The organism is Microbacterium sp. NPDC080220, assembly GCF_040686395.1.
Taxonomy (GTDB): domain Bacteria; phylum Actinomycetota; class Actinomycetes; order Actinomycetales; family Microbacteriaceae; genus Microbacterium; species Microbacterium gawkjiense.
This window is the reverse complement of the sequence record NZ_JBFBOP010000004.1, coordinates 17,532-35,895: the sequence shown is the minus strand read 5'-3', so window position 1 is coordinate 35,895 and position 18,364 is coordinate 17,532. Positions and strand designations below refer to the sequence as shown.

Below are 18,364 nucleotides of genomic sequence, written 5' to 3'. Positions count from 1 at the left end.
GGGCGGATCAGCCCCGGTCGAGGACCTTCACGATCACCGACCGGCGGCGCAGCTCCGCGATCGTCCGGGTCTCCTCGTGCGCGTCGCGCCCGAGCGCCTTCACGTCCGTGACGACGAGGACGTCCCCGGCGCCGAGGCGGCCGAACAGACGCGTGAGCCGGTCCTCCCACGTCTCGCCGGTCTCGGGGGCGGGATGCCGGAACCCGGCGATCGGCACCCCGAACTTCGCGAGCGCCTCGCGCTGCGCGACGATGCTCGGCATGTCGGGGCGCGAGACGACGAGACCGACGAGCCGGGACCCGGCGGGCAGGGCGAGCCACCACTCGGGGCTCGGATCGACCGCGGCGAACCCCGGGGCATCCGTCATCGGGTCGTCGGGGATCGCGATGGTGCGCGACTCGGCGTAGTCGCCGGGTGTCGGCTGGTCGGCGTGTGCGTCCACGGTGATCTCCTCGCTCGCTCCCATTGTGTCCGATGACGGCGGTGCCGCGAATCCGAGCACGGTCGAGGCCGTCGCCGCAACCCGTTCCCCGCGCGGCATCGGCGGGCGTACCGTTCCGGTATGACCTTCAACCCGGATGCGGACGTACGGGGCTCGCGCGCGACCCGCCGCGGCGGCCGCGGCGCCGTGATCGCCGGCGGTGCCGGCGGCGCGGGAGCCGTCGTCGTGCTGCTGCTGATGCTCTTCACGGGGCAGGACTTCAGCGGATTCCTCGGCGGGGGCGGCGGGGGTAGCACGTCCCCCGACCAGGGCGTCGTGGAGAACTGCGACAGCGGCGCGGACGCCAACGCGAACGACGACTGCCGCCTGGACGCCGGCGAAGAGGTCATCAACACGTACTGGCAGAGCGAGCTCGACGGCTACGAGAAGCCGCAGCTCGTGCTCGTGGAGCAGCAGGCGCAGACGCCGTGCGGCACGGCATCCAATCAGACCGGTCCGTTCTACTGCCCGACCGATCGCACCGTCTACATCGATCCGACGTTCTGGAGCATCCTGCGCGGACAGCTCGGCGCCGAGGGCGGCGACCTCGCCCAGCTGTACGTGCTCGCCCACGAGTACGGGCACCACGTGCAGAACCTCCTCGGCGTCTTCGAGGAGTATCCGCGCGACGGCACCGGTGAGGACAGCAACGCCGTGCGCACCGAGCTGCAGGCCGACTGCTTCGCGGGCGCCTGGACGGCCGCCGCTCCCGATCAGACGGATGCCGAGGGTCGACCGTTCCTCCTCGAACCCACGCAGGCGCAGATCGATGACGCGCTGAACGCGGCCGCCGCCGTCGGCGACGACCACATCCAGCAGCAGTCCGGGCAGGTGAATCCGGAGAGCTGGACGCACGGATCGAGCGAGCAGCGACAGCGGTGGTTCATGGCCGGGTACGAGGGCGGCAGCACCGCGTGCGACACGTTCGCGGTCCCGGCGGGGGAGCTCTGAGGGCCGCCGGAGGCCCCGACTGCTAGACTGGGCGGGTTGCGGCATCCTTCCCTGGTGCCCCTCGCGTCGTAGAACGCATCATCCGCTGCCGATCCATCGATCGTCGCCGGCGACTCCTTCTCACGGCGAACCCGTCTGCGCACTCGCACCCGGGACACCGATCCGGGCGATCACGCCCGAGTTAGCTCTCTCATGACTGAACCCACGTTCGGCACGCTCGGCGTGCCCGCTCCCCTCATCGCCGCGCTCGCCGCGGAGGGCAAGACCAGCCCCTTCCCCATCCAGGTCGACACCCTGCCCGACACGCTCGCCGGGCGCGACGTGCTCGGCCGCGGCCGCACCGGCTCAGGCAAGACGCTCGCGTTCTCGATCCCGATGGTCGCGCGCCTCGGCCAGGGTCTCGCCGGCGGCACCCGCCGCCGCGGCCGCATCCTCGGTCTCGTCCTCGCTCCCACGCGCGAGCTCGCGACCCAGATCGACCGCACCCTCGCGCCGCTCGCCGCGGCCTACGGCATGAAGACCGCCACGGTCTTCGGTGGCGTGAACCAGAACCGCCAGGTCGAGGCCATCCGCGCCGGCGCCGACATCGTCGTGGCCTGCCCCGGCCGCCTCGAGGACCTCATGCAGCAGAAGCTCGTGAGCCTGGACGCCGTCGAGATCACCGTCATCGACGAGGCCGACCACATGGCCGACCTCGGCTTCCTGCCGGGTGTCACCCGCATCCTGAACGCGACCCCGCAGGGTGCGCAGCGCATGCTGTTCAGCGCCACGCTGGACAACGGCGTCGACAAGCTCGTGAACCGCTTCCTGCAGAACGAGGTGCTGCACTCCGTCGACGAGGCGCACTCGCCCGTCGCCGCGATGACCCACCACGTCTTCCACGTGCCCGGCTCCGACGAGAAGAAGGAGCTCGTGCGCTTCCTCGCCTCGGGCACGGGCCGCCGCATCCTGTTCCTGCGCACCAAGCACGCCGCGAAGAAGCTCGCCAAGCAGCTGACGTCGCAGGGGATCCCCTCGGTCGACCTGCACGGCAACCTCTCGCAGCCGCAGCGCGACCGCAACCTCGCCGCCTTCTCGGCCGGCACCGCCCGCGTGCTCGTCGCGACCGACGTCGCCGCGCGTGGTGTGCACGTCGACAACGTCGAGCTCGTCGTCCACGTCGACCCGCCCATGGAGCACAAGGCGTACCTGCACCGTTCGGGTCGCACCGCGCGCGCCGGCGCCGAGGGCGCCGTCGTCACGATCGTCCTCCCCGAGCAGCGTCGCGACGTCGACCAGCTGCTGCGCAAGGCGTCGATCTCGGTCACGCCCGAGACCGTGACCGCGGCATCCGCGTCGGTCGTCGAGCTCGTCGGCGAGGTCGCCCCCCACGTCACGCCGGCCCCCGAGCAGCCGCAGACCCGCGGTGGCGGACAGAGCCAGGGCGCCAACGCGCAGCGCAAGCGCGCCGCCCGCGAGGGCCAGGGCGACCGCGGTCGCCAGGGTCAAGGCGGGGGCCGCGGGCGCGGCCAGGGTCGCAGCGCGGAGGCGTCGCGTCGCACCTCCGACGCGCCGCGTCGCGATACTCAGCCCGCGCGCACGGCCGGTCACGGCCAGGCCGCTTCGCACGGCGCCCCGAAGGCCGCTCCGGCCGGCGGCGCGCGCCGCACCGGCCGTCGCGCCACCGGGGGCGGGTCGCTCACCGTCGGCTCGGTCGTGCGCCAGAACGGCGCCGGCCGCCGCGGCGGTCGCTGACCCGCAGGATTTGGGCCGAGAGCCGCATCCCGTCCACCGGGGTGCGGCTCTCGTCGTCCGTTCGGGTCGGACGTCTCTCAGCCCGCGGCATCCGTCGGCGGCTGGATCACGACGCCGGTGACGTCGATCGTCCGACCGGCGATGGCGGAGATGCGGAACACCGTCGCCTGGCGCGGTGTCGACACGTCGAGCGGCAGGATGACGACCTCGACGCGATGGTCACCGACGGTCAGGATGCCGTGACCGGGCGCATCGACGAACAGCGAGTACGTGCGCGCCCGCATCGGCGGACCGCCGTCCACGGGGGTGCCGGGCTCGGGGGAGCGCGGGAAGATCCGCCGCACGGTCGGCTGCGGCCGGCCCGGGATCTGCCCGCTCTTCATCCGGAGCGGGAACAGAGCGATGACCTGTCCGACGAAAAGCTCGACGATGTCGTCGGGCCCCGTCGAGGATGCAGCGTCGTCAGACGCTGCCACGCTCACGCCGACTCGGAACGGACGAGCTCGCGATCGGAAGAGGCGACCTCGAGCGCACGACGCAGCTGCGTGCTCGAGGTGTGGACGGTGTACGGGAAGTAGACGACCTCGACGCCGACCTTCGCGAACTCGCGCTCGAGGCGGTCGCCCTTCTCGGTGCCGCGCCAGTCGTCACCCTTGAAGAAGTGCGTGAAACCGACCTCCCGCCACACGTCGAGCTTGTTCGGCACCGTCTCGATGTGGACGTGGTCGACGAAGCGGATGCCGCGCACGATGTCGGCGCGCTCCGACGTCGGGATGAACGGATCGACACCCTTCACCTGGTGCAGCATCTCGTCGCTGACCACCCCGGCGATGAGCAGATCGCAGTTGTCCCTGGCATGCCGAAGGATGTTCAGGTGTCCCACGTGGAACAGGTCGAACGCCCCCGCGGCGTAACCGATACGCACAGTCATCGCAAGCTCCCCAGCAAGCAGACAGATCGAGCCCCAACTCGAACCGGGCCCCCAAAGCCCGATGGGGGGAGACTACACCACGGCGAGGTGGGGCGTCACGACTCGTTCCGCGGCCGGTACTCGAGGTAACGGAATCCCGCGCCGCCCGCGGCCATCCCCGCCCCGCGGGCGATGAGCCGTGCACCGCGGGCGCGGTGCGAGACCGATCGGGAGACGGCGCCGACGAGCCATCGGCCGGCGCCCGCCAGCGCTCGAGCGGTGCCGACGAGGACCCACCGGACGCGGCGGGTCAGGCGGCGAGCGGCGCCGCCCGTCAGGACGATGTCGGCGCGGGCGGTCGTCGTGCCCACGCGGAAGGCTCGCCGCAGGACCCACGACGCCGTCGCACGCTCGTCGGGGACGTGATCGATGACGAGGGCGTCCGGTGCCGCGAGGATCCGCGCGCCGCGACGGTGGAGCGCGGACGTGAAGTGGATGTCCTCGCCGCCCGTACGACCGAAGCCCTCATCGAAGCGGATGCCGGTGGCCCGGAGGATCGCGCAGCTGATCAGGAGGTTGTTGGTCGGAGCCACCGGCATCCGCTCACCATCGGCGAACCGCACGCGCCGGAAGAACCCGCCCGCCGTGATCCACGCGGACGGCGGGGAGTCGAAGGTCGATTCCACGCGGCCCGACACCAGGTCCGCCTCGCCCGCCGCCCACGGTGCGACGAGGGTCCGCAGCCATCCCGGCTCGGGGACCTCGTCGTCGTCGATGAAGACGAGCGCGTCCGCGCCGCGGGCGAGGGCCTCGTCGATCGCACGGTTGCGGACGGCGGCGAGCCCGGGACGCGGCTCGGGCACGTACGCCGCCTTCGCGGCATCCGCGACACCGGCCGCGCTGCCCTCGGGGTCGTTGTCGATGACGAGGACCTCGACGCGCAGGGGCGCCACGTCGTCGCGGTGACCGCCGAGCGCCGCGAGCAGCCTGCCGAGGCGCTCGGGCCGCCGGTAGGACGGCACCGCGATCAGGACGAACGACGCCGTCCCGCTCACGCTCCGCTCCGCCGGGAGCGGATGGCGCGGAGGTAGGCCTCGCGATGACGGATGCCGACGAGTGACCAGCCGCGATCGTCGAGGTCCGGGGCGGCGGCGGGCGGTGTCGCCGCGTTCTGCGCGAACTCCTCGAGGGCGCCGGCGGTGAGGTCGCCGTCGAACATCGAGACCCAGCCCGGCCCGACCTCGTCGGCGAGCGCCGTGTTGACCTCGTTGCGCGGGACGAGCACGGGGCGGCCGAGCGAGAGCGCCGCGAGCGCCGTTCCCGAGTTGTGCATGAACCGGTACGGCAGGACGATGCCGACGGTCGACATGACCGCGCGCGCGAAGTCCTCCTCGGACAGGTAGCGGAGGTCGAGCGAGATCCGGTCATCGGCGGATGCCAGCGTGCGGATCTCGTCGGCGAGCTCGCGGTTCGACGGGTTGCCGGAGATCCGGAGCCTCCAGTCGGCGAGCCCCGCCGCGGTCGCGCGGAAGGCGGCGATGAGGGATTCGACGCCCTTGTACCGGCGGACCAGTCCTACGAACCCGAGCGTGCGCGGCTCCGCCGGAACGGGATCGACGTCGGCGAACCAGTCGCGGTAGTGCCCGTGGGGGATGACGACGGACGGGACGCCCGCGCGCACCGGCGTGGACTCGTTGAGACGGATGTGGAAGTCCGCGCGGCGGTCGACCCAGCGCAGCAACAGACGCTCCCATCGCGAGTCGACGTCGGGCAACTCCACGTTGTGGAGCGTGCGGACGATCGCCACCCGCGTGAGGCGCAGGCGTGCGATCAGCACGGTTCCGAAGAGCCGCCGGACGAATCGCTTGAGCGGGGTCGCGCCGCCGAAGAGCGTCTCGGGCCAGTGGAAGTGCAGGGCGTCGTAACGGCCGAACAGGGCCGTCCGCCGGTCGAAGCGCAGGTGCTCCAGCCCGGGGTCGGCGGCCAGGGCGGCGTCCAGCATGTGGACGTACGGGTTGGATGTGGGCCGGGGGGCGCCGAAGGACTGCATCACGCGCGGGCGGTCACCGGTCGACATAGCCGACAGTCTGGCAGGTTGACGCATCCCTTATGCTCAGACCGGGGACGATGCATCTAGTCGGGGGACGGAGCATACAGCGATGAGCGCATTCGGGGACTCGTACGGTCGGCTGGCCGCGGCGCAGAAGGGCCACGCACGGGGCGCGCCGGCGTACTCGGTGTACATCAACCGGCGCATCGGCAGGGCCCTGGCCGCCGCCGCGCACCAGTGGGGGATCACTCCCGACGGTGCGACCGGCATCAGCGCGCTGCACACCTTCGGCGCGCTCGTCCTGCTGGTGGTCGCGCCCGCGCAGTGGTGGACCGGATGCCTCGTCGCGGCACTCCTGGTCCTCGGCTACGCGTGGGATTCGGCCGACGGTCAGCTCGCCCGCCTGCGCGGCGGGGGCAGCCTCGCCGGGGAGTGGCTCGACCACTTCGTGGACGCCTTCAAGACGGCATCCCTCCACCTGTGCGTCCTCGTCGCGCTGTGGTGGCACACCGACGCACGCGACACCCTGTGGCTCGTGGTGCCACTGGCCTACTGCGTCGTGGCGGTCGTGACCTTCTTCGGGATGCTGCTCAACGACCTGCTCAAGGGCAAGAAGGGCGTCCCGTCGACGCACGCCCGCGGCGGCGGCACGGCGCTGCGCTCGCTCGTCCTCGTGCCGACGGACTTCGGCCTGCTGTGCCTCGTGTTCGTGCTGTGGGGCGCCCCGCCGCTCTTCCTGGCCGCCTACACGCTGCTACTCGTCGCGAACGCGGTCTTCCTCGCCGCGGCCGCCGTGAAGTGGCACCGCGAGATCCGCGCGCTCGACGTTGCGACCCCCGACGAGCCCGCCGTACCGGCCGCAGGGGTCCTGGCGCCGTGACGCCCCGCGCGGCGGTGGTGATCGTGAACTACGGCGCCAGCGCGATCCTCGAGCCGAACGCCGCGACGGTGCAGCCGCCCGGGGACGGATTCGTCGTCGTGGTCGACTGCTTCAGTTCAACGGACGAACGCGCGCGCATCGACGCGGCCTGCCGGCGCCACGGCTGGGTGCCGGTGCTGCTCGAACGCAACGCCGGGTTCGGCGGCGGGACGAACGCCGGAGCGGCTCTCGCGCTCGAACGCGGCGCCGAGGTCGTCGTCGCGCTCAACCCCGACGCCACGATCGACCGCGAGAGCCTGGCGCAACTCGTTCAGGCGGCCGCCGACGACCCGCTCGCGCTCGTCTCGCCGACGATCCTCGACGGAGCGGGCGGCGTGTGGTTCGGCGGCAGCGACCTCTACCTCGACGACGGGTCGATCGCCGGCGCCCGGCGCCGCGCCGAACGGGCCGGAAGGCCCCGCCACGAGTGGGCGACCGGCGCCTGCTTCGCGATGTCCGCGGAGCTCTGGTCGCGGGTCGGCGGATTCGACGAGGAGTACTTCCTGTACTGGGAGGACGTCGACCTCTCGCGGCGTGTGCTGGACCTCGGCGGTTCGCTGCGCACCCTCCCGGTCACCGCGGTACACGACGAGGGCCAGACCCATCTCGACGCCGTGCGGGGGCGCGCGAAGTCCGAGACGTACTACTACTTCAACATCCGGAACCGACTCCTCTACGCCGCCAAGCACGGCGACGCGGAGACGGTCCGACGGTGGTCGCGGGCGACCCTCCGGGTGTCGTGGTTGATCCTGATGCAGGGCGGACGCGCGCAGCTCCGCTCGATCCGTCCGTGGCGCGCCCTCGCACGCGGCATCCGCGACGGACGACGCGCCCTCGCCGGCGCACCCGCGAAGGGCCGCGGCTAGCGGCTGCGGGCCGCGCCGCGCAGGCGCTCCACGGCCGACCGCCACGTGTGTCGCGCGACGACCGCGTCGCGGGCCACGGCATCCGCTCGTCCTCCCCAGGCGCCGTCGATCGCGGCCGCGACGTCCCCGGCGGTCGCCGTCGGCGACACGAAGCGGGCGTAGGTGCCGACGGTCTCGCGGAAGACGGGGATGTCGCTGACGAGGAGCGGCGCACCGAACCACGCCGCCTCCACGGCGGGAAGCCCGAACCCCTCGTCGAGGCTCAGATTGATCGCCAGGGCAGCGTGCGTGTAGAGCCAGGCGACCTCATCGTCGTCGAGGGAGCCGAGGAACACGACGCGTCCCTCGGCGACGGCGGTGCGGAGCCCCTCGGGCAGTTCCGTGCTCACCCCGGAGTGGGCGGAGCCGCCGACGATGTACAGCGGCGTCCGCGGCGTGACCGAGGCGGCGAGACGGGCGCCGTCGATGACCGCGGCGAGGTTCTTGCGGACGTTCAAGCGCCCGACCGTGACGGCGAACTCCGCGCCCTCCGGGACGGCGCGCGGGCGGCGCGGAGCGGCATCCGTCAGAGCCGTGGGCACCCCCAGCCCCACCGCGACCGGCGCGAGGCGCGGCGCGAGGCGCGCGATCCGGCGGGCCTCGGTCTCGGTCGACGTCGACACCACCGCGGCGCGGCGGGCCCACGGCAGCATGGGGGCGAAATACAGCCGCTCGCGGCGCGAGAACCACTCGGGGTTGTCGTGGAACATCGCGTCGTGGACGAACACGACGGAGCGTCCCGACCGGGGAGCGTAGTTGTGCACGACGCTCACGTCGGCGCGCGCGGCGCGGGACAGCCGCGGGAGCTCCCAGCGGTTCGAGACGGCGTGCGGCCAGAGCCTCGTGCGCACGACCTCGGCGCCCGCGGGGACGTCCGAGGCGTCGGCATCCCGCCGCAGCGCGAGGACGAGCTCGTCGCCGGGGAACACCTCGGCCCAGGTGCGGATGAACTCCCGCTGCACGGTCCGGTTCGCCCCGGGTCCCCGGCCCCACCAGAACGCATCGAACATGACTCGCATCGTCGCCCCCCGGGGCCATCATACGAGGCCGCCGCGGAGCGCCCGCGAAGATCGCACTTGCGCTGAAGAGCGGGGGGACGTATGTTGTGCACGATCCTGCTGGGGGCGGGATCTCTCGTTGGGGAACGAGAAACGACTTTGGGGGTCGGATCCGCGTGGGGACGATTGATGCTGGGCGTGGCATGCGCCGGCTGGGCTGGGGGACGCTTCTCGCGCTCTCGGGGATGGTGCTGCTCGTCGGCTGCAGCGCCGTAGAGGCGGCGGAACGGCCGGCCGCCGTACAGGAGTCGGAGAGTCCTTCTCCCACGCCGATCGACCCGGATGCGCCGGCACCGACGCCGTCCGTCGAGGCGGACGCGCCGACGAAGGCTCCCGCCGCCGAGGTCGAGACCGGCCCGATCGACGAGCCGATCGAACTGTCGACGGGTCTGGTGATCGAACTGGACTCGGTCTCGGCCACCACTGTGACGGCGGCGACCCCGGGCGAGGTGTCCGGCCCCGCTGTGGTCGTGAAGCTCACCGCGCGCAACGACTCGCGCGAGACGGCCGACCTCGACTCCGCGGTCGTCACCCTCACCGCCGCCAACGGCGAGTACGGCATCGGCACCACCGCCGGGCCCAACACGCCTCTCGCCGGCGACCTCGAGCCGGGCGACTCCGCCTCCGGTTCGTATGTCTTCATGCTCGACCCGGCGGCGGATCGCTCCGTGACCGTGAGCGTCAACTACTCGGCCGGGGAGCCCGTCGCCGAATTCTCGGGAAAGACGGACTGATGATCCACAACGCAACGACTCGGAAGCCGTCGAAGCTGACGCGCGCCGTGAGCATCCTCGCGGCTGCGGTGCTGATCGGTACCGGGATGCTGGCAGTGTCGCCGGCCGCCCACGCCGCGGAACCCCTCTCGCCCGAACCGGCTCCGCTCCTGCAGCGCGACGCCGACGTCGCCACCGCCGACGCGCTCCCGACGGTGCAGATCGACGACGGTTACGTGTGGGCGCAGACGATGGTCGGCAACACGGTCTACGCCGCGGGTTCGTTCACGAACGCCCGGGCACCGCTCGCCGCTCCCGGCACGAGCCTGACGCCGCGGTCCAACATCCTCGCCTACGACATCACCACGGGCGCCTTGAAGCCGTTCGCCCCGCAGGTCAACGGTGTCATCAAGGCCATCACCGCCTCGCCCGACGGCAGCCGGATCTACATCGGCGGGTCCTTCAACTCCGTCAACGGCTCGACCCGCTTCAACTTCGCCGCCCTCGACGCCACGACAGGCGCTCTCGTGCCCGGATTCGCTCCGTCGGTCGGCGGGACCGGCGTCTACGCCGTCGCCGCGACGGGCAGCACCGTCTACGTCGGCGGCCGCTTCACGCAGGGCAACGGCGTCGCGCGCGCCAACCTCGCCGCCTTCAGCGCGAGCAACGGCGCATTGATGTCCTGGGCGCCCACCACCGACCTCCAGGTCGACGCGATGGTCATGGAGCCGGGCAACCAGAAAGTGATCATCGGCGGTCGCTTCTACACCGTCAACGGCGTCGGTGGCGAGCAGCGCGGCATCGGCGCGCTCGACCCCGCGACGGGAGCGACCGTCCCGTGGGCGGTGACGTCCATCATCAAGAACGGGTGGGCCGAGGGTGGCAACGCCGGCCGCAGCGGCATCTTCGGACTGGCGACGGATGCCGGTGGTGTCTACGGCACCGGCTGGACCTACGCTGACGTGGCCACCGGCAACATCGAGGGCACCTTCGCGGTCAACGCGGGAGCAGGCGACCTCCGCTGGCTCGCCGACTGCCACGGTGACCACTACGGTGTCTGGTCGACGGGCAAGGTCGTCTACTCGACGAGCCACACCCACGAGTGCGACACGGTGGGCCTCTGGCCCGAGCAGCCCAAGCGGCAGTACCGCTACATCGAGGCCTACACCGCCGATGCCCGCGGCACGCTGCCTCGGACACCGAGCGAGAGCTCGATCTACAAGAACTGGGCGGGAACGCCGTCCCCGTCCGCGTACGCCTGGTACCCCGACTTCACCGTGGGCAACACCTCCGGGCTCGGGCAGGCGGGCCTCTCGATCACGGGAACCGGCGACTACATCTCCGTCGCCGGTGAGTTCGGCAGCGTCAACAACCAGCGGTACCAGGGCATCGTGCGCTTCTCGACGAAGCCGTCGACGGGCGCCAAGCAGGGTCCGCGCATCGCGACTGCGAGCTGGACGCCGAGCGCGCGATCGATCGCGGCCGGCGAGGCCCGCGTGCAGATCCAGGCGAACTGGGACCGCGACGACATGAACCTCACCTACGAGCTCCGCCGCAGCGGACGCTCCACCCCCGTCGCGACGACCACCGTCGCCTCGACGTGGTGGCAGCGACCGGGCATCGTGATGAAGGACACCGACGTCGTCGCCGGGCAGACCTACACCTACACGGTGGTGGCTCGCGACGGCAACGGCAACACCGTCCAGAGCTCTCCCGCGACCGTCACGATCACGTCCGCATCCGCGTCGGCGTACGCCACGACGGTCATCGAGGACAGCGCGACCCACTACTGGCCCCTGGGCGAGGACTCCGGCACCGCCGGCTTCGACTGGGCCGGGAGCGACGACCTCACCGTGAACGGCGCGACGCGCGGCGTCACGGGACAGAACCAGGCCACGCCCACGAAGGCGACGCAGTTCGCCGGCGGGGACAGCTCCTTCGCCTCGACCGCCACGTCCGAGGCGGGCCCGAACACCTTCTCCGTGGAGGCTTGGTTCAAGACCACCAGCACGTCCGGCGGCAAGATCGTCGGATTCGGGAACAACGCCGGCGGGACCTCCGGCAGCTACGACCGGCACGTCTACCTCAGCAACGATGGTCGGTTGACGTTCGGCGTGTACCCGAACAGCGTCCAGACGCTCGAGAGCGGGCCCGGCTACAACGACGGCGCCTGGCACCACGTGGTGGCCAGCCTGTCGCCCGCCGGGATGCGGCTCTACGTCGATGGCGCCCTCGTCGGCGCCCGATCGGACATCACGTCCGCGCAGGGGTACAACGGCTACTGGAAGGTCGGTGGCGACAACACCGGCGGGTGGCCCAACCGCGGCAGCAGCAACTACCTGTCGGGCACCATCGCCGACGTCGCGGTCTACCCGACGGCGCTGAGCCTCGACGCCGTGGCTCGCCACTACGCCGCGAGCGGCCGCGGGACGACGCCCGCTGCGGCACCGTCCGACACGTACGGCAAGTCCGTCTACGCGCTCAACCCGTCGGTCTACTGGCGCCTCGATGAGACGTCCGGTTCCGCCGCGGCGGATTCGAGCGGTGCGGGTTACATCTACCCGGGTACTTACTTCGGTGGGGTGACCAAGGGAGCTCCGAGCGCGCTGGCCACCGGCGCGGGCTCCTCGATCACGCTGAGCCCCAACGGGCAGACCGGCGTCACGGGCGACAAGCAGGTCTTCAACCCGACCACGTACTCGATGGAGACGTGGTTCAAGACGACGAGCACCGACGGTGGCAAGCTGATCGGCTTCGGCAACAACCGCGTGGGGCAGAGCGGGAGCTACGACCGGCACGTCTACATGAGCGGTGACGGAGCGATCAAGTTCGGCGTGTGGAACGGATGGGCCGGCATCATCCAGAGTGGTCCGGGGTTCAACGACGGCGAGTGGCACCACGTCGTGGCCACGCAGTCGTCCGCCGGTATGCGTCTCTACCTGGACGGCCAGCTGGTCGACCAGAACGACATCGCGACTGCCCAGAATTACAGCGGATACTGGCGCATCGGTGGCGACTCGGGCTGGGAGGGTGCGACCTACTGGACGGGTTCGCTCGACGAGGCCGCCGTGTACCCGACCGCGCTCACTGCGGCCCAGGTGTCGGACCACTTCATCATCGGGTCGGGGCAGCAGCCGCCGAACGCGGCACCGCGCGATCTGGACATCGCTGCTGAGGCGAGCGGCCTGAGCGTCGACGTCACCGGCACCGCCACCGACCCCGACGGCGACACGCTCAGCTACGAGTGGGACTTCGGTGACGACGCCACCGCGACCGGGGCGACCGCCTCGCACCGCTACGCAGCGGCCGGGACCTACGCCGTCACGCTGACGGTGACCGACGGTCGCGGTGGCTCGACGGAGCACACGGAGAACGTGACCGTGACCCACGCGGCACCCGTGGCGGCGTTCACCTCCGAGACCGACGAGCGCACGGTGACGACGGATGCCGCGGGTTCGTCGGCCTCCGACGACGCCACCCTGTCCTACGACTGGAACTGGGGGGACGGCTCGGCCCACTCGAGCGGCGCCACGGCGACGCACGAGTACGAGGAGGACGGCGAGTACACCGTCACACTCACGGTGACCGACAGCCTCGGATCCACGTCCACCGTGGACAAGACGGTCACCGTCGCATCCACGCCCGCGCCAGCGTACGCCGCGGCGGATGCCTTCGGTCGCACGGTGGCGTCCGGATGGGGCACCGCTGACACCGGGGGCGCGTGGACCTTCGCCAGCAGCTCGACCTCGGGCGCATCGGTGCAGGACGGCAAGGGTCAGCTGACGATCGCGGCCGGTCAGACGCGGACGCTCGCCCTGGGAGCCGCCCTGCGCGACTCCGAGAGCCGGGTCGGCTACACGCTGACGAACGGTCCCTCGACGGCGGGCTACGTGGGGCTGGGTGCACGACGAAACGGGTCGAACTTCTACAACGTGCGCGTCTGGCACCGCGACACGGGAGCCGTCTGGCTCGTCGCGCAGCGGGGCAGCACCGTCATCACCTCCAAGGCGGTGAGCGGGCTCACATGGGCCGCCGGCGACTCCTTCTCGCTCCGCGTCGACGTCACGGGTGCCAGCCCGACGTCCATCAAGGCGAAGGTGTGGAAGCAGGGCACGACGGAGCCGACGGCCTGGCAGCTCGAGACGACGGATTCGACGGCGGGGCTGCAGGCGGCCGGTGGGCCGATCCTGCACTACGCGACGGCCGGTTCCGCGACGGCACCGGGCACGGTCCGCTTCGACGACCTCGCGGTGCGCGACACGCAGGCCGCCCCCGCTCCGAACCAGGCGCCTGTGGCGAGCTTCACGTCCTCGACATCCGGCCTCGCCGCCTCAGTGGACGGGTCGGCGTCGACGGACGCGGACGGGTCGATCGCCTCGTACTCCTGGAGTTGGGGAGACGGCTCGCCGGCGTCGAGCGGGGCGACAGCGTCGCACACCTACGCGTCGGCGGGCGACAAGCAGGTCACCCTGACCGTCACCGACGACGACGGCGCCACGCACGCCGTGACCAAGACCGTGACCGTGACGGCACCCGCACCGAACCAGGCGCCCGTCGCGAGCTTCACGACCGCGGCATCCGACCTCACCCTGTCGGTGAACGGCTCGGGATCGACGGATGCCGACGGGTCGATCGCGTCGTACTCGTGGAAGTGGGGCGACTCGTCGCAGGATTCGACGGGCGCGACCGCATCGCACACCTACGCCGCCGCGGGTGACTACGAGGTGACCCTCACGGTCACCGACGACAAGGGCGCGACGCACTCCGCGAAGAAGACCGTGACCGTCACCGCTGCGGCGCCCGCCGACGTCCTCGCCCGCGATGCGTTCGAGCGCACCGCGACAGGCGGTTGGGGCACGGCCGACGTCGGTGGCGCATGGACGATCAGCGGCGGGTCGGCATCCGCGGCGAGTGTCAGCGGCGGGACGGGGCGATTCGCGCTCGCCGCGGGTGGCACGCGGACAGCGCTGCTCACGCAGACGCCGCTGCGGAACTTCACCGCGTCGACCGATTTCACGATCGACGTCGCCTCGTCCACCGGTTCCGGCTATGTCGGCATCGTCCCGCGCAACTCCGGCAGCAGCTACTACGTCGTGAATGCCTGGCTCCGTACGGACGGCAGGGTCTACCTCGTCGCCCAGCGCGGCTCGACCGTGCTGCAGACGATCAGCGCAACGGGCCTGACGTACGCCGCCGGCGACAGCTTCTCGATGAAGGTGGAGTCCACCGGAGCGAGTGGCACGACGGAACTTCGCGCGAAGCTGTGGAGGAAGGGCGCCACCGAGCCGTCGGCATGGCAGCTCGTCACCAGTGACACGACGAGCGATCTGCAGGCTGCAGCCGCGGTGGGTCTGCGCGCCAACCGTGCGTCGTCCTCGACGAGCGCGATGACCGTGTCCTTCGACGACTTCCGGGTCGCGCCGATCGAATGACGATGATGTCGGCCCGCCGGCATGCACCGACGCATGCCGCGGGCCGACCCGCGCTGAGGGGAGGTGGATGCGGATGACGGACGGTCTGATGATGATGGCCGCGCTCACCGCTCTCCTCGCGGCGGGTATCGCGGCCATGTTCCTTGCTCGGGCGCCGCGGCTGAGCCTCGCGATCTGGGTCGTCGCGGTCTTCTTCCTCCCGATCTGGGTCGGTGTGAACCTCGGGTTCTTCCTGTCCGCGGTCACCCTCTTGACGCTCGGGTTCGTCGTCCTGCACAGCGGGCGGTTCCGACTCGCCGCCCCGGATGCGTTCATGCTGCTCTTCGTCGGTGTGATCGTCCTGCTGTTCGCGGCGAAACAGGTCGACCTGTCCTACCTCGTGTCGGGCGTCCTCGAACTCGTCCTCCCGTACTTCTGGGGACGCATCATCTACGAACGCATCGGATCCCGGCCGATCGCGGGTTGGATCGCCGGTGCCGCCGTCGCCGTCGGCGTCCTCGCCGTGATCGAGTTCCTGACCGGGTCCAACCTCTTCATCGGTATCCCCGGTCACGGACCGCTCCAGGCGACCTGGGGAACCCTGCAGCCGCGAGCCGGCTTCCTGCGAGCGGAGGGAGCCTTCGGACACTCCATCGCACTGGGTGGGGCGCTGGCCATGTCGGCCGCGTTCGTCCTGGCCACCCGCATGTCGACGTGGGTCAAGGCCGTCGGGCTCGTCGTCATCGGTGTCGCCGTCGTCTTCACGTTCAGCCGGATCGGGATCATCACCTTCGTCCTGACGGTCGTCCTCTCGATCCTCGTGCTCCGCGGCGTCGGAACCTCGATCCGATGGGTGACGGCGGGTCTGCTGGCCGTCGGCTTGTTCATCCTCGTCCCGTTCCTCGACACCGTGTTCCTCGACGCCGGGAGCGAAGCGGGGGGCAGCGCGGACTACCGCGGCAGCCTGACCGTCCTGCTCAGCCAGGTCCAGTTGATCGGCGGCGCATCCGGCTGGGAGGACCTCGTCGTCGGCGACACCTACCTCGGTTCGTTCACCGCGTCGACGGACAACGCGTTCATCTCACTGCTGCTGCGCTACGGATATCTTCCGACCGCGGCACTGTTCACGGTCTACGTCGGCGCAGTGGTGGTCGCCCTGCGGGCCGGGCGCATGTCGCCGGCATCCGTGGCCATCATCGCGCAACTGCCCGGACTGTTCGCCGTCGCGTTCATCACGCAGTACGGCATCCTGCTCTGGTTCATCGTCGGCGTCGCGGTCTCGAGCGCGCTACGGCCGGAGCCCGAAAGCACGATGGCGGCCGCGGCGGAGCACCCGCGCACGGACGTCATGATCATCGACGGAGCCGGTCACGGCACGTCATCAGGGGGGAGATGAGTTGTCACTACGACGAGAAGGAAAGTCGCGGCGATCCGCATTGACGACGCTGAAGGCGTCGGTGGCGGCGTGGCGCCGGGTCGGGCCGTTCTTCACGAGGTCCCGGGGCAAGATCGTCCTCATCGCCGTCGCCTCAGTGGCGGCCGGGCTCTTCGAAGCGGCGCTGCTCACGCTGATCGCGGCGCTCGCACTCGCGCTCGCCGAGAGTCGCGACGTCCAGGTGGATCTCGTCGGGCTCCAGGTCTCGCTGAACCTGCCGCTCGCCCTGGGGCTCGGCATCCTCCTCGCACTCCTGCGGGGTGCTCTGCAACTGTGGGTCGCCTACCTCCCCGCCGTCATGAGCGGGCAGGCGATGGTGGACCTGCGCACGCGACTCTTCGACGCATTCGTGGGTGCGGCCTGGCCGTCGAAGTCCGCGGAGCGCGACGGCGGCTTCCAGTCGGTCATGCTGAACCAGGTCCGGGCGACGTCCGAGACGATCATCCTCATCGCGGGGGTCATCTCCTCCGGACTGATGTTCCTCAGCCTGCTCGCGTCGGCGGTCGTCATGAGCCCGCCCGCGGCTGCGGTGATCACCGTGGTGTCGTTGGCGCTTTTCGCGGTGCTGCGCCCGCTCTCGCGTTCGTTGCGACGGGCTTCCACGGTCCTCAGCTCCGAGAACATCGAGTACGCGAAGACCACGCAGGAGGTCGCCGCCCTCGCCGAGGAGACCGAGGTCTTCGGTGCGACCCCCGCCTATCGTGAGCGCTTCTACGCGCAGCTGCGGGCCGTGCAGCAGCCGTTCCAGCGCGTGCGCTACCTCTCCGGCGCCGTCCCCGCTCTCTACCAGAGCGTCGCGCTGCTCGTCCTCGTGATCGCGCTCGGCGTCGTCGCCCTCCTCGGCGCCGGCAACATCGCGACCCTCGGCGCCGTCGTCCTGATCCTGATCCGCGCCGTCACCTACGGCCAGCGGGTGCAGGGGGCGATCACCTCGGTCGACGAGAAGCTGCCCTTCGTCCACCACCTCGCCGACGCGATCGAGCGGTACGAATCACAGCCCCAGAGCACCGGTCACGAGGCGGCCGATCACATCGGCGACCTCACGATGAGCGGCGTGGGATTCGGCTACGACCGGGGTGCCGAGGTCCTCCACGACGTGTCGTTCTCGGTGAAGATGGGCGAGATCGTCGGCATCGTGGGTCCGTCGGGCGCGGGCAAGTCCACGCTCGTCCAGCTGCTGCTGCGCCTGCGGGAGCCGACCTCCGGTACCTACTCGGTAAACGGTAAGCCCGCGGCCGACATCGATCGGGCCGACTGGCGTCGGATGGTGACGTACGTCCCGCAGTCCCCGCAGCTGTTCTACGGATCGGTGAGGGAGAACATCCGGTTCTTCCGCGACGACATCGACGACGCGGCTGTCGAGGATGCCGCCCGGCGCGCGCACATCCATGAGGACATCCTGCGGCTTCCCGACGGCTACGACACGATCGTCGGAGCGCGCGCATCGCTGGTTTCCGGTGGCCAGCGCCAGCGCATCTGCCTCGCTCGGGCGCTCGCGGCGCGTCCTGCCGTCATGATCCTCGACGAGCCGACGAGTGCGCTCGACGTCAAGTCGGAGGAATCCGTTCAGGCGACCCTGCACGACCTCGCGGGCGACGCCGTCGTCTTCCTCGTGGCGCACCGGTTGTCGACGTTGGCGATCTGCGACCGCGTGATGGTCGTCGCGGACGGCACGATCGCCGGTTTCGACTCGGCCGAGAACCTCCGTCACGACAACCATTACTTCAAGGAGGTCAGCGAGATCTCCGGGAGGGCCGCCTCGCAGGGCGGCCCCCGTCGACCGGCATTGGGCTGACC

The 18,364-nt window shown here is 71.0% G+C and carries 14 protein-coding genes; 8 read left to right on the top strand and 6 right to left on the bottom strand.

The genetic code is table 11. The features are described from left to right. Window positions 1–7: 7 nt before the first annotated feature. The gene (locus tag AB0P29_RS07905) at window positions 8–442 is read right to left on the bottom strand and encodes a recombinase family protein (protein ID WP_217529910.1); all 435 of its coding nucleotides are present in this window, start codon (window positions 440–442) and stop codon (window positions 8–10) included. Window positions 443–562: 120 nt separating this feature from the next. Here AB0P29_RS07905 and AB0P29_RS07900 point away from each other — a divergent pair, with 120 nt between their 5' ends. After that, entirely contained in the window at window positions 563–1,432 is an 870-nt protein-coding gene (locus tag AB0P29_RS07900) for a neutral zinc metallopeptidase (protein ID WP_363379315.1), read from the top strand. Between the two features lie 192 nt (window positions 1,433–1,624). Then, the gene (locus AB0P29_RS07895) at window positions 1,625–3,166 is read left to right on the top strand and encodes a DEAD/DEAH box helicase (RefSeq protein WP_363379314.1); all 1,542 of its coding nucleotides are present in this window, start codon (window positions 1,625–1,627) and stop codon (window positions 3,164–3,166) included. Window positions 3,167–3,243: 77 nt separating this feature from the next. Here AB0P29_RS07895 and AB0P29_RS07890 read toward each other — a convergent pair whose 3' ends face one another. The 4 genes from AB0P29_RS07890 to AB0P29_RS07875 form a co-directional block, all read right to left on the bottom strand. Continuing rightward, window positions 3,244–3,642: a hypothetical protein gene (locus AB0P29_RS07890; protein ID WP_363379313.1), complete on the bottom strand. Its 399-nt coding sequence runs from the start codon at window positions 3,640–3,642 to the stop codon at window positions 3,244–3,246. Window positions 3,643–3,644: 2 nt separating this feature from the next. Continuing rightward, complete coding sequence (locus AB0P29_RS07885) at window positions 3,645–4,097, bottom strand: adenylyltransferase/cytidyltransferase family protein (protein ID WP_311860634.1); 453 nt, start codon at window positions 4,095–4,097, stop codon at window positions 3,645–3,647. Window positions 4,098–4,192: 95 nt separating this feature from the next. After that, window positions 4,193–5,131: a glycosyltransferase gene (locus AB0P29_RS07880; RefSeq protein WP_363379312.1), complete on the bottom strand. Its 939-nt coding sequence runs from the start codon at window positions 5,129–5,131 to the stop codon at window positions 4,193–4,195. Beyond that, complete coding sequence (locus AB0P29_RS07875; protein ID WP_363379311.1) at window positions 5,128–6,153, bottom strand: glycosyl transferase; 1,026 nt, start codon at window positions 6,151–6,153, stop codon at window positions 5,128–5,130. The genes AB0P29_RS07880 and AB0P29_RS07875 overlap by 4 nt, the downstream gene beginning before the upstream one ends. A gap of 82 nt (window positions 6,154–6,235) precedes the next feature. On the opposite strand from AB0P29_RS07875, the gene AB0P29_RS07870 reads away from it, so the two are divergent. Both AB0P29_RS07870 and AB0P29_RS07865 read left to right on the top strand, forming a co-directional pair. Next, complete coding sequence (locus AB0P29_RS07870) at window positions 6,236–7,006, top strand: CDP-alcohol phosphatidyltransferase family protein (RefSeq protein WP_311286480.1); 771 nt, start codon at window positions 6,236–6,238, stop codon at window positions 7,004–7,006. Beyond that, complete coding sequence (locus AB0P29_RS07865) at window positions 7,003–7,911, top strand: glycosyltransferase family 2 protein (RefSeq protein ID WP_311286479.1); 909 nt, start codon at window positions 7,003–7,005, stop codon at window positions 7,909–7,911. The genes AB0P29_RS07870 and AB0P29_RS07865 overlap by 4 nt, the downstream gene beginning before the upstream one ends. Here AB0P29_RS07865 and AB0P29_RS07860 read toward each other — a convergent pair. Then, entirely contained in the window at window positions 7,908–8,960 is a 1,053-nt protein-coding gene (locus AB0P29_RS07860; RefSeq protein ID WP_363379310.1) for a glycosyltransferase, read from the bottom strand. The genes AB0P29_RS07865 and AB0P29_RS07860 overlap by 4 nt on opposite strands. 191 nt (window positions 8,961–9,151) lie before the next feature. Between AB0P29_RS07860 and AB0P29_RS07855 the strand changes: the two genes are divergently transcribed. The 4 genes from AB0P29_RS07855 (at window position 9,152) to AB0P29_RS07840 (ending at window position 18,362) form a co-directional block, all read left to right on the top strand. Then, window positions 9,152–9,742 carry a hypothetical protein gene (locus AB0P29_RS07855; protein ID WP_363379309.1) on the top strand — a complete coding sequence of 197 codons (591 nt, stop codon included), beginning with the start codon at window positions 9,152–9,154 and terminating at the stop codon, window positions 9,740–9,742. After that, entirely contained in the window at window positions 9,742–15,153 is a 5,412-nt protein-coding gene (locus tag AB0P29_RS07850) for a PKD domain-containing protein (protein WP_363379308.1), read from the top strand. The genes AB0P29_RS07855 and AB0P29_RS07850 overlap by 1 nt, the downstream gene beginning before the upstream one ends. A 73-nt stretch (window positions 15,154–15,226) precedes the next feature. After that, complete coding sequence (locus AB0P29_RS07845) at window positions 15,227–16,528, top strand: hypothetical protein (RefSeq protein ID WP_363379307.1); 1,302 nt, start codon at window positions 15,227–15,229, stop codon at window positions 16,526–16,528. Window positions 16,529–16,568: 40 nt separating this feature from the next. Next, complete coding sequence (locus AB0P29_RS07840; protein WP_363379306.1) at window positions 16,569–18,362, top strand: ABC transporter ATP-binding protein; 1,794 nt, start codon at window positions 16,569–16,571, stop codon at window positions 18,360–18,362. Window positions 18,363–18,364: the final 2 nt, after the last annotated feature.

Bases quoted from the DNA above. Each gene is read 5' to 3' on its own strand.
- AB0P29_RS07895 (WP_363379314.1), top strand. From the start codon at position 1,625: ATGACTGAACCCACGTTCGGCACGCTCGGCGTGCCCGCTCCCCTCATC.
- AB0P29_RS07845 (WP_363379307.1), top strand. From the start codon at position 15,227: ATGACGGACGGTCTGATGATGATGGCCGCGCTCACCGCTCTCCTCGCG.
- AB0P29_RS07850 (WP_363379308.1), top strand. From the start codon at position 9,742: ATGATCCACAACGCAACGACTCGGAAGCCGTCGAAGCTGACGCGCGCC.
- AB0P29_RS07870 (WP_311286480.1), top strand. From the start codon at position 6,236: ATGAGCGCATTCGGGGACTCGTACGGTCGGCTGGCCGCGGCGCAGAAG.
- AB0P29_RS07900 (WP_363379315.1), top strand. From the start codon at position 563: ATGACCTTCAACCCGGATGCGGACGTACGGGGCTCGCGCGCGACCCGC.
- AB0P29_RS07855 (WP_363379309.1), top strand. From the start codon at position 9,152: ATGCGCCGGCTGGGCTGGGGGACGCTTCTCGCGCTCTCGGGGATGGTG.
- AB0P29_RS07860 (WP_363379310.1), bottom strand. From the start codon at position 8,960: ATGTTCGATGCGTTCTGGTGGGGCCGGGGACCCGGGGCGAACCGGACC.
- AB0P29_RS07875 (WP_363379311.1), bottom strand. From the start codon at position 6,153: ATGTCGACCGGTGACCGCCCGCGCGTGATGCAGTCCTTCGGCGCCCCC.
- AB0P29_RS07885 (WP_311860634.1), bottom strand. From the start codon at position 4,097: ATGACTGTGCGTATCGGTTACGCCGCGGGGGCGTTCGACCTGTTCCAC.